Consider the following 10,616-nt stretch of genomic DNA (forward strand, 5'->3'; position numbering starts at 1 on the left):
GTCGTTACCCGTGGACCAGCTGGCACGATCGTTTCACCTGAACTTGGCGGTCAAGCCATCGCGAGACCCGCTACCAGATCTCGCCCGACGGATCGAGTCTCGCCCGAGAGCGGCGGCCCCAGACCATTTCAGCTTGGGCTTCCTTCGCTCGACATGTTTCCACGCAAGATCTGGTCGCGCTTGGTGGCGCGTCAGGCGCGCGAACTCACTGCGGCCGAAATGGCGTATCCCGATCCCGCCGGCTTCCCTCCATTGCGGGAAGCGGTCGCGGCATATCTGGCGACGTCGCGTGGCATCAACTGCTCGTGGCGACAGGTTCTGATCACCAATGGCTATCAGAGCGCCCTGGATCTGATTGCGCGGGTGTTGCTAAATCGCAATGACAAGGTCTGGCTCGAGGACCCTTGCTACCCGCTGGCGCGCACGGCGCTTGAGGCCGCTGGCGCGAAGCTGGTGCCGATCCGCGTCGATACCGAAGGGCTACGCGTCGCCGACGGCGTGGCGCGGGCGCACCGCGCCCGACTCGCGGTAGTGACGCCTTCGCATCAGAGTCCCCTCGGCGTCGCACTGTCGCTGCCGCGGCGACTAGCGCTCCTGTCATGGGCCAGCGATACAGGCGCCTTAGTGCTCGAGGATGATTACGACAGCGAGTTCCGCTACGTGGGGCGACCGCTGCCGGCCCTCAAGAGCATCGACCGTAACGACCGGGTGCTTTATGCGGGAAGCTTCAGCAAGGTGTTGTTCCCGAGTCTTCGGCTCGGCTATCTGGTTCTGCCGGAGGATTCTGTCGCCGTCTTCACCCGCGCAAACCTGCATCGGAGTTTCGGCGCGTCGACACTTGCACAGCGCATAGTTGCCGCCTTTATGATCCAGGGTCATTTTGCGCGGCATGTGAAACGCATGCGCGATCTGTATGCTACGCGTCGCAAGGTACTTGGCGCGGCGCTTTCCGCGGTGTTCGGCGAGCGCATCGCAGTAGATCTCAAGCCCGGCGGGATGCATCTGATCGTGCGCTGCCCCAACCGCGCCGACGACGTTCAGCTGGCGAATCTTGCGCAGGACGCCGGACTCGCCGCGGTACCATTGTCCAGGCGCGCGGTCGCTCATCCGTGCGGACAAGCACTGTTGCTCGGGTTCACAAATGTCGACGAGACAGATGCAATGGATTTATCCCGACAGCTCGAGCAGGCGATCGGTGCGCGGTTAGGCGAGCAAGGTGGGTGAAACGGCGCACGGAGGTGATTGAGCGAGCCAGTGATGCCTTCTTCTGGCCTATCAGCGAAGTGGGGACAGCTCTCATTGAGGCCGCTTATTGGGTACGGCGGACTGCTCAAACTGAGTTCTTCGCATTTTGACCGATTCTGTTGAAAAAGGCCTTTGTCGCGAGCATGCCCATTTTCTGAAGACTTCTGATGCGTTTGACGCAGCGGGACGTGGGAGATCGCGTCAACATAGTCAGGATCGCTCGGTGATCTTCCTAGCTTTACTACGAAGGCTTTTCTTGCCGGAGCTCGCTCTAAGTTAATTTCAGCGATGTTTTTGCCGTGGCGTTACTTTCGCCTTTTTCAACGGAATCGACCCAACAGCGAAGTGACGGCACCCCTCATTGAGGTCCGCCCAGTGGGGCATAGCGGACCAGATTTGCTCACGTTGAGTTCTTCGCATTTTGACCCGAAACCGTCATGACATAACGGTGCAACGCATTGCAGTCAGCCAAGTTGATTATGGTCGGAAGTTGCGGATTGGAGGAATGTCATGTCTATGACCAAAGTTCCTGCAGCGCTTCGCGTGATTGGTGCGATATCGCTCGGCGCACCTGCAATGGCTGCCCCGCTCACTCCTTCATCCCCAGCTGCCAAGCCGATGGTGCAGGAGAGTGATCTGGTCCAAGTGCGTTTCGGCGGTTGGCACCGGGGCTGGGGCCGTTGGCTCGGCGGACCCTATCGGTGCTACCCCTTCTGTCGTTGGGGCGGCTAGCATGAACAACGTGGAAAATCGAGGATGTGCGTGAGTCTCGCCAATGCAGGGCGAAACCGCACCCACTTGTTCTCTCGCTAAGGGGCTGTCTGGGACGTTCTCACCGGCACTCAGCCGACGAGCACAGCTTCACCGACTTCACTTCGATGGAGGCCCCCGCCGTGCCAAGGAACCTCATCTCGTCGGGATCGTATCTCGAGCCCGAGATCGGCTTTAGCCGCGCCGTACGAGTTGGCCAATTCGTTGCTATTGCGGGGACGGCACCGATTGCGGCGGCGGGGGGCACGGCGGCGCCAGGCGATGTCTATGGGCAAACGATTCGCTGCCTTGAAATCATCGCCAAGGCTGCCGCGGAGGCGGGCGGTACACTAGCGAACATCATTCGGACGCGGATCATGCTGACAGACATTTCGCGTTGGCGCGATGCAGCTCGCGCGCATGGCGAGGTCTTTCATGAAATTCGCCCGGCATGCACGTTCGTCCAGGTTTCGGGCTTCATCGATCCCACTTGGCTCGTCGAGATCGAAGCCGATTGTGTGGTCGAATAAGCGACGGCCGCCTCTGGCCCCTCGCGTCATTTGCTGCTTCTGCACGAATGCGGGCGCTATCGGGACCGAAGCGGACATCGATTGGCAGCGAGCACTGCCTGGCTCAGTCGCGAATGACCCGAACGAGACATCAGCGACGGCAATAACGGCATCCTAACCCCGATTGCTACTTGATGTAGATCAGCAAACTACGGCCTCAACCCCTGAGCCTTTAAGCACCCGTTCATCGGGCTGTCGCTCAACGATCGGCAGCTGAGGTTACCCTGGTCCTTACAATGTGCTAATTTAAGCCCGCACGATCGCCTGTCTTCAGCGCGGAAACGTTGCACCATGACCGATTATCATAACCCGGCATGGACCGAGGAAAGCCGATTCCACGGTGCCCTCGACGATGTGTTTATGATTCCACTTGTTTTTATCACGCTCGCCATAAACAAGATCCTGCACTTCTTTATTTCGATCTTGATGCGGATGCTCGACTACGCCTTCCCTTTGGCAATGCAAATTGTTTGGCTTCCGCTCTTCGCGGCCAAGAGTCTTGGCGATGTCATCGTCACTCTCGTAAGCGCCGCGGTGCGCTTCCTTCCCCTTTCCGAGACGAAACGTCGACAGTGGCGGAGATCGATCCGCAGGAACTGGTCGTGGTTTAGGCGGAAGATTGGCTATCGGGCGTTCGAGCAAGCTGTGCATGATGCCTTTGAAAGCGGCATGGCGTGGGTGTTCCGAAAATGCCGGCATCTCACGCCGAACACCGCGTTGCTCGTGATCCTGGGCGCGATACTTTGGCTCCCGATCTCTTTCGGAGCTGCAACGGCAATGCACGCGGTATTGTTTGCCAAGGTCACGTCCTGGCCACCTTGGATGCAACTCTTGCATCCGCTGGCAACCGTTATCGCCAAGAGCAAGCTTTTGGTACTACCGGTGTACCCGGCAGCCTGGCCACACGCGAAAAAACATCCTTTCGTTCAGCTGGTATTCAAGGGCTATGAAACCGTCAAGTGTATGTATCTGATCAAAAAACTCGGTTTTCGCTATCGGCAGGCAGAGATTGCCGGCATCGCGGCGCTTGAGACGCTCGAGCGCATCGCCGGCCTCACATCGGCGGTGCGGTGGCTGCGCAAGGCGCATGTCGCGGAGCGTTTCGGGGTCGAAAAGCCCACTCAGGAATTGCGTTCGTTCTTCTCGCGGTGGTCAATTATGTTCTCAGCCGATTACTACGAAGCCAAGGAACGGCAAGCCTCAGATGTCCCATCATTAGACAGCAGCAAGCTACGAACGTTGAGATGATCGTCAATCTCAAGACCGCCAACGTGCTCGGGGCCTCACCGTGCCGCGCTCGCTGCTCGGCCGCGCCGACGAGGTGATCGAGTGAGGCGTAATTTGCTGCGATGCGTGAGTCCGGAAGTGGCCCTACGCGACACTTCGGTGCGAGGCCGAATTTGGTCGCGACGCGGGGCATAGCGGACATCGATACATGCTCCCTCCCGCTGTTACCACGGCGGCGGCCGCTCCTTTAAGCCGAGCAGTTTGAAGTCGAAGGGCGCGTATCCCGGCCCCGGTGAGCCACGATTGAGCGCGGTCAGGTACCGCTACCAGCTAACGACACTGTTTTTTGCGCGCAGGCAATGTCTGCTCGAACAGTCCCGCTGGAAATCCGGTAGCAATGTCGTCGAGCCTCCGCCAATCGGAATTTATTTCTTGCCCCACCAGTCGAATATGCCGCCGATGCGCCCGCCAGTGTCGAACGCTTTTTTCTGCTTCGCGTCCAGGCTGTCATAAAACGCTTGAAGTTTGGGCTCGACTGCCTTCAGGCCGGCAAGCCTGGTCTCCGCCATTTTCTCGGCGAACGCCATTCGCCCCACGGTCGTCGAAAGATCTGGTTTGTCAGCGCATAGCGACTTCCTCGCAGAGGCATCCGCAGACGCAGACGCCTCGGTTAAGTCTTTCAGCGCCGCTTTTTGAGGATCCGTCAGGTTAAGCCGCTTTACCAATCGATCAGTGTTGGCAACAGGCGTCGCCTCGCTGCTGGAAATCGCCCTTATCATTCTCGTCTCAAGCCATGTGCCTTGAGCGCGCGCTGGCGTTGTCATAGAGGTAAGAATAGCGAGGAAAATCAGGATTACTGAACGCACGACAAATCTCCCTTTTTGCGCAGCACCAGTCATCGGTGCTCGACAACAATATCCTCCACACGAGGTAGCGTCGCGCCTTTGATGTAGATCATACCAATTGCGCAATGCCCGGTGGCAAGCGGTGGACCACGCTGCAATAATTGCACGATGACTGGATCAATCTGATCGCGAGTTTGCCGGTGGGGTCCTTCACGCGAAAAGGAGCGGCTGCTCTGAGCGCAGTGATCGGAAAACTTCTGCCACAAAGTCCAGCAGACTTTATGTGGCGAACTTTAGATTCACGTGACTAGCGACTGGGCTCACCATCAGGCCAGCTTCCGTTGTGTCTGCACTCGTAGTTCTGGTAGTAGAGGATCAGGTCGCGCGCCTATTCTTGCGCATTTGGCCCACTGATCTTGTGAAGCCAACCTCCGCTTCGAAACACGAACGTCCGTTTGTAAAGTCGGCGTCAAGCGTCTGAATTAACCACGAACTTCGATCCAATTTTAATAAGACAACAATGCTGCTTGTTAGGTTAAATCAACCAGATCAAGGTTGCACGTGCTGCCGTTTTCCGGACGTCGGCGGGACCGGGAAACCGACTTCATAATGCGCGATCGCAATCGCTGCGGTCGCGTCCGATGGGAGGTTGCATTCTCATTTGGAGCATCTCGCCATGATGGAACGTCGCGCACTGAGCCGCATACCGATGAACCGGGCGGCGCTACTGTCATTCGATGGAATTCGTGGGACTCATCCATGCGTGGTGCGCGATATCAGCGCCTTGGGGGCCTGCATCTCCGCGCCGTACTTCATATTTGCCGACGAATTTGTGCTGTCGTTCGATGGCCATCCCGCAATTTTCATCTGCCGCATTGTGTGGAGAAAGGAGACGCTTTGCGGAGCAGCCTTCCTCCTGCGTCGTCGCTCGCCGAAATTGGCGAACGATTCCGGCGAGTACACAAAAGTGGTGCGACTTGATCGCCAGACCATGCGCCGCGAAAGGCGCCATTAGCTGAGAAGTGGCGGCAAAACTCCTTGCGCGCCGCTCGGCATGCTGTCGCCAAGCCGGAGGTCGCGCGCGGACGTAACATTGCCCGCGCCTAGACGTGGGCACCTTCGCCTATTCTGGGCATCTTCGGCGGCGACGATCAACCCTCATGCTGGCGGCGGGCACGCTATCCATGACGCTCCTGCGGCTGGTTTCGAGCAGTGCAACGACCGGTACGCTGAAGACGTTAGGAGTCTGCGGCGCCGGTCAGCCGCGACCACGGCAAGCGGCCAGCTTGGATCGGATGAAAGGACCGTCCTACTGTGACGACCCCCGCGGCCGATATTGCCTACGGCGTGACGTATTTGAGCCATGTCGCCGCACCGTGTCGGATTCGCATGGGTCTCTCGGCCGCTTATTAGCCGCTCGCACGCGGCGCTCCCGCCAGCCGTGCCCGTCCCAGAAGCGTTGGGTCTTCCAGTAGCAGGGAGGCATTGGTTCGCCAACCGGGGCATCGACATAGCCCGACCAGTACGGATAGCCGCCGGGGCCAGGATAAGTGCGCGGATACGGATTGCCGCCGGGTCCGTAATCATAGCGCGGACCAGCAAACGCGGGCGAGGCTGCGGAGACGGCCAAAGTCGCGGCCGCAGCGAGAGCCAATAACGTCTTCCTCATGGTTTATCCTTTCCAGTTCGGCGGCGGCAGGAGGGACGCACGCCGGTCACTGCAATGAACTCACGATGCCAGGCCACGGCAATATGCCGTTGACGCCACCGACCAATATTGCTGGCTCGGGGATTGGGTCATCAGGCAGGCAGCGCCGCCACGAAAAGCGACGAGTACGTCCCTCTTGGTCGCCCCTCCCGGCAAGCCGGGATCGAATGCGGGCAGGTACCAGTTAGTGACACTTGTGTTCTCACCGCGGCGCGGCGACGCTCCCGTTGCCACGGACCACAATCATCCGGGATGCGGCTTACCTCATTAGCCCCGACAGCGTCACGAGAGCAGACATTCCGGGACCGCCGCTCTGGGCGAGATGCATTGGAACTCGAATGTGCTAAGCTTGGGCCCATGCCGTCGCAGTAAACAACTATATCTTGGCCAAGGACGGCAACCGCCCGTTTTTGATGAGACAGACGTTCTCTGAAGACGTTGCACTAGAGATGGTGGTCAAGACCGACGCCATTTCATTTCCCAGCACGGCGACCGGCTTGAGCACCGTGGAGGACGTTTTGGTTCGTCGCTTCGGTGTCGAATACGAGAACATCTATACGTTCTGCCTCTCCCACCCCTCCGAGACCGACCGAGCCCGCTTTCAGTGCCATTGGTTGGTTGGGATGTCCGCAAGAGCCACCGGACAGCCGCTGCGAGTTGGATGTGGACGTTACGACTGGCATTTCAATCAGGACGGAAAAGTGGTGAGGCTCGTCATCACCATAGAAGTCATGAAAATCCTGTCAGGCACGCAACTCGATGGCGTGATGCGCTGGCTATCTTCGCTTCCTTACCCGTGGTGCAGTCCGGCTCAGGCTCTCATGTCATTTCCGGCGCAGCGGGACCTGTTGGAGGTGGAAGCCTATTTGAAGCAGGCGCAGTGATCTTCGATCGAGCCACGATTGGCTGGGAAAGAATGACACGCCAACGCAGTGTTACCTCGGTTGGTGGTTGGACCTGCGGTTGGTTAAGGGGGACACAAGCGGACCTCGGCAGCTGCTCGACCTTGGTCCGCTCATCTCCCGGAAGTCGGCTTAGGGCCCAACAGAGGCATACAGCTTGACGGACACTTCGACCCTCTACTTCGTGACATCGAAATTGCGGGTCTCGGGGAGCATGGCCATCGCTACGATGCTGATCAGGCTGATCGCGGCGGTGTAGTATGCCGGCACCAGCGGATCATGGGTCACGGCCAATAACCAGGTCACCACAAACTGGGTTGTCCCGCCGAACAGCGTCGCGCCGATCGCATAGATCAACGACAGGCCCGTGCTGCGAATGGCCATCGGCATCATCTCAGGTAAAGCCACGAGGCTCGCCGATCCGCTGAGCGCGGTGAGGGCAGCCAGAATCGCCGTGACCACGAGGAGCGTGGTGGCGCTGGGCACGCCGGCAAGCCAGAAGAACATTGGCACGATCAGGAACATCAGGGCGACCCGAGGCAGGATCATCGTGATCTTCCGGCCAAACCGGTCGCTGAGCAGGCCGGCGATCAAGCCAAAGGCAAAAGTGAGGGCGCCGCCGACCAGGACGCTGCTTTGGGCGAGCGCGGCGGGCAGGTGCAACGTCTGGATCGCATAGGTGGTCATGTAGTTGCCGACCTGCGATGATACCGTGCCGGCCGCCGTGATGAGGATGCCCAGAACCAAATAGCGGCGCTGGCCAGTGAACACTGAGCTGACGATCTGCCTGGTGCTCCGATTTTCGCCCGTCTCGAGTGTCTCGGGCAGGCTGCGCCGGATGTAGACGGCGATCGGAATCAGCGCGAGACTGAACAGGAATGGAACGCGCCATCCCCAGGCGGCCAGGTCAGCAGGGGAAAGAATCAGCGAGACTGCGACGCCGAACAGGCCGCCAATGGCCACCGCAATCCCCTGGCTCGCGATTTGCCAGCTCGCGTAGAAACCGCGCCTGTTGACCGGCGCCGCCTCGATCAGCAACGCCGTCGACGGTCCGACCTCGCCGCCGATCGCAAGGCCCTGCAGCAGCCTGCAGACGACAACCAGAATCGGCGCAGCAATGCCGATGCTGGCATAGCTCGGTGTCGCGGCCAGACCCAGAGTGCCGATCGTGATGAGCACGACGGTGAGAATCATGGCCGGCCGGCGCCCCGCCTTGTCCGCAAAGGCTCCGATTAAAATGCCGCCGAGCGGGCGGGTGAAGAAGCCAACTCCGAACGTCGCGACGGAGGCGAGCAGGCTGCCGAACTCACCGCCCATCGGGAAGAAGGCGTGTCCAATGTAGACGGCAAAGTAGGCGTAGATGACGAAGTCGTAGAATTCGAGCGCGTTTCCGGCCACGGCGGCCGCGACCATCCTGCGGCTCACGCGTCCCGTCGCGACCGCGTGCTGCGGTTCGCCGTTCGAAGCATCCATCTGCAATTCCACGGTGGCAATCGTGCTCATGTGTCAATGTTCCTGCTGGAATGACGGGTTGTCGCGTGCTGCTTCAAGCCATTTCGAGAGCCGCCGGGATCGGCGTGGTGTTCAGTCCGTGGAGTGCCTGCAAATAGGCTTCGCGTGCCTGCTGCCAGACCGGGATCTTCCAATCATCGGCTTCGGGATAGAAGGCATCCTTGAGAGCGCGCTTGATCGATGCGCGTTGCTCGGAATTGGCGCTGCCGGATCGGTGCAGCCATTGCTCGGCGCGCAGCGCGTTCTGGACCTGCGGGAAAGGGCGCGTGCCGTATTCGAGGCAGATATGGCTCTGAAGGGCGTCCGGGCATTCCTGCGAAAACGCGGTCTGGATAGGCCCGTTGAGCGGGATGCTGGTCGAGGTGCCTGTCACCACCGACGTCAGCTTGCCCCACCATGTGCGCGCTCGTTCGAGAACGACGGGGTCCTCGGGACAGGCGAAGATCCGCTCTCCAAATCCGTAGGGGCCAAGGCCGGTGTGGATGTCGATCGAAGCAATGTGTTCGCGTCCGATGGCGAATTCCCGCAGGATGCGCCTGAAGGTCCTGTTGCTCCAGGTGGGGCCGGCTCCGCCAAAGAACATGCCGTCCTCGAACGCGTACTGTCCCATCGACATGGCGCGCTGCAGCCCGCGCTGGCCGACGCGCTCGACATAGGCGGCAAGCTGCGCCTCGTTGTCCGGCCGAGGCGGCCAGGCGTCCGGCAGCAGGAGATCGTGAATGTCGGCGTAACCCGCGTTGACGGGCAAGGGTGCGGAAAAGTCGATGAGGTTGCGATTGAGATCGACGTTTTCCTGAGTGACGCGGCGCGAGTGCGAGAACCCATAGGGGTTCGCGGCATGGACATGCATGACCGCGACGTCGGCATTCGTACGGACATGCTCCGGCAACCCGAGCAGCAGCAGGCCGGTCTGGATGGCCGAGCCGCAGTAGCCTTCGACGCCGTGAACACCGCTGATCACGATCAGCAGCGATGCGGCATCGACGGGGCCGTCGAATACCACGTCGGTGGCCAACGTCTCGCCTTGCGCGCCCTGGAGGGGCAGCACGAACGAAGTGACCGGGAGGTTTCGCACCGCCGCGGCCTGCATGAACTTCGCGCGAGCCTGTACGTAGCTCGTGCTGAATAGTTCGAGAATGTCCTTGTTGGTCATCGTCTGCTCTCAAATTCCTTGAGTGGTTTGTCGCTGTCTCTCAGTTCTCCGGGCCCGGCAGGCCGCGCCGAAACTGGCAAAGATGGCTCGGCTGAGCGCGCTGTCGTCGATGCGCATTTCCGGATGCCATTGCAGCGCCAGCGTCCATTGCCGCGCATCCTCGATCGAGAAGGCCTCGATCAGGCCGTCCGGCGCCGTTGCTTCGACGCGCAAGCCCCGGCCGAGGCGCTCGATGCCCTGGTGGTGTAACGAATTGACCGGCACACGATCATCCCCGAGGAGTTCCGCAAGCCTGCCACCGGCGGCGATGTGCACGTCATGACTGTCGTCGTACCAGCGCCGGACGGGGCGGTCGTGATCGCCTTCACGATGATCGAGGCGGTTCGGCTGTTCGTGCACGGCAGGATGCAGGGTGCCGCCGAACGCGACGTTGAGTTCCTGCAGGCCGCGGCAAATGCCGAGAACCGGAAGACCAGCGGAGATCAGCCGCCGTATCATGGGCAGCACGACTTCATCGCGATCGCGATCCAGCTTCACAGCTGGTGCCAGAGGTGGAGCAGCATAGTGATCGGCTGCGACATTCGAAGGACTGCCAGTGAGGACAAGGCCATCGATGCCGGCGAGGAGGCTCTCCACGTCGACGCAGTCGGGCGCGGCTGGCAGGAGAACAGGCAGGGCATGCGCCACCTCGCTCACGGCCCGCAC

General features: G+C 60.3%; 9 protein-coding genes. 5 read left to right on the top strand and 4 right to left on the bottom strand.

The window, feature by feature from the left end; translation table 11 throughout:
* The 3 genes from pdxR to SO156_RS44710 all read left to right on the top strand — a co-directional run.
* The coding region (gene pdxR, locus SO156_RS44700) for a MocR-like pyridoxine biosynthesis transcription factor PdxR (protein WP_498539299.1) at positions 1-1,224 on the top strand (1,224 nt) is incomplete at its 5' end.
* An 899-nt stretch (positions 1,225-2,123) separates the two neighbouring features.
* Entirely contained in the window at positions 2,124-2,525 is a 402-nt protein-coding gene (locus SO156_RS44705) for a Rid family hydrolase (protein WP_458144981.1), read from the top strand.
* A 330-nt stretch (positions 2,526-2,855) separates the two neighbouring features.
* The gene (locus SO156_RS44710) at positions 2,856-3,812 is read left to right on the top strand and encodes a hypothetical protein (RefSeq protein ID WP_498539300.1); all 957 of its coding nucleotides are present in this window, start codon (positions 2,856-2,858) and stop codon (positions 3,810-3,812) included.
* 404 nt (positions 3,813-4,216) lie between these two features.
* On the opposite strand, the gene SO156_RS44715 is transcribed toward SO156_RS44710, so the two are convergent.
* On the bottom strand, positions 4,217-4,690 hold the full coding sequence (locus tag SO156_RS44715; protein ID WP_498539301.1) for a Spy/CpxP family protein refolding chaperone: 474 nt from the start codon (positions 4,688-4,690) through the stop codon (positions 4,217-4,219).
* Between the two features lie 622 nt (positions 4,691-5,312).
* On the opposite strand from SO156_RS44715, the gene SO156_RS44720 reads away from it, so the two are divergent.
* A complete protein-coding gene (locus SO156_RS44720) occupies positions 5,313-5,651 on the top strand; it encodes a PilZ domain-containing protein (protein WP_458144985.1) in 339 nt (112 codons plus the stop codon).
* A 1,076-nt stretch (positions 5,652-6,727) separates the two neighbouring features.
* Entirely contained in the window at positions 6,728-7,228 is a 501-nt protein-coding gene (locus SO156_RS44725) for a hypothetical protein (RefSeq protein WP_498539302.1), read from the top strand.
* A gap of 195 nt (positions 7,229-7,423) precedes the next feature.
* Here the strand turns inward: SO156_RS44725 and SO156_RS44730 are convergent, their stop codons facing one another.
* The 3 genes from SO156_RS44730 to SO156_RS44740 form a co-directional block, all read right to left on the bottom strand.
* A complete protein-coding gene (locus SO156_RS44730) occupies positions 7,424-8,659 on the bottom strand; it encodes an MFS transporter (protein ID WP_458144988.1) in 1,236 nt (411 codons plus the stop codon).
* 133 nt (positions 8,660-8,792) lie between these two features.
* Positions 8,793-9,911: a M14 family metallopeptidase gene (locus SO156_RS44735; protein WP_498539303.1), complete on the bottom strand. Its 1,119-nt coding sequence runs from the start codon at positions 9,909-9,911 to the stop codon at positions 8,793-8,795.
* 9 nt (positions 9,912-9,920) lie between these two features.
* Entirely contained in the window at positions 9,921-10,616 is a 696-nt protein-coding gene (locus tag SO156_RS44740) for a gamma-glutamyl-gamma-aminobutyrate hydrolase family protein (RefSeq protein WP_498539304.1), read from the bottom strand.

Source organism: Bradyrhizobium sp. UFLA05-125 (assembly GCF_059803515.1).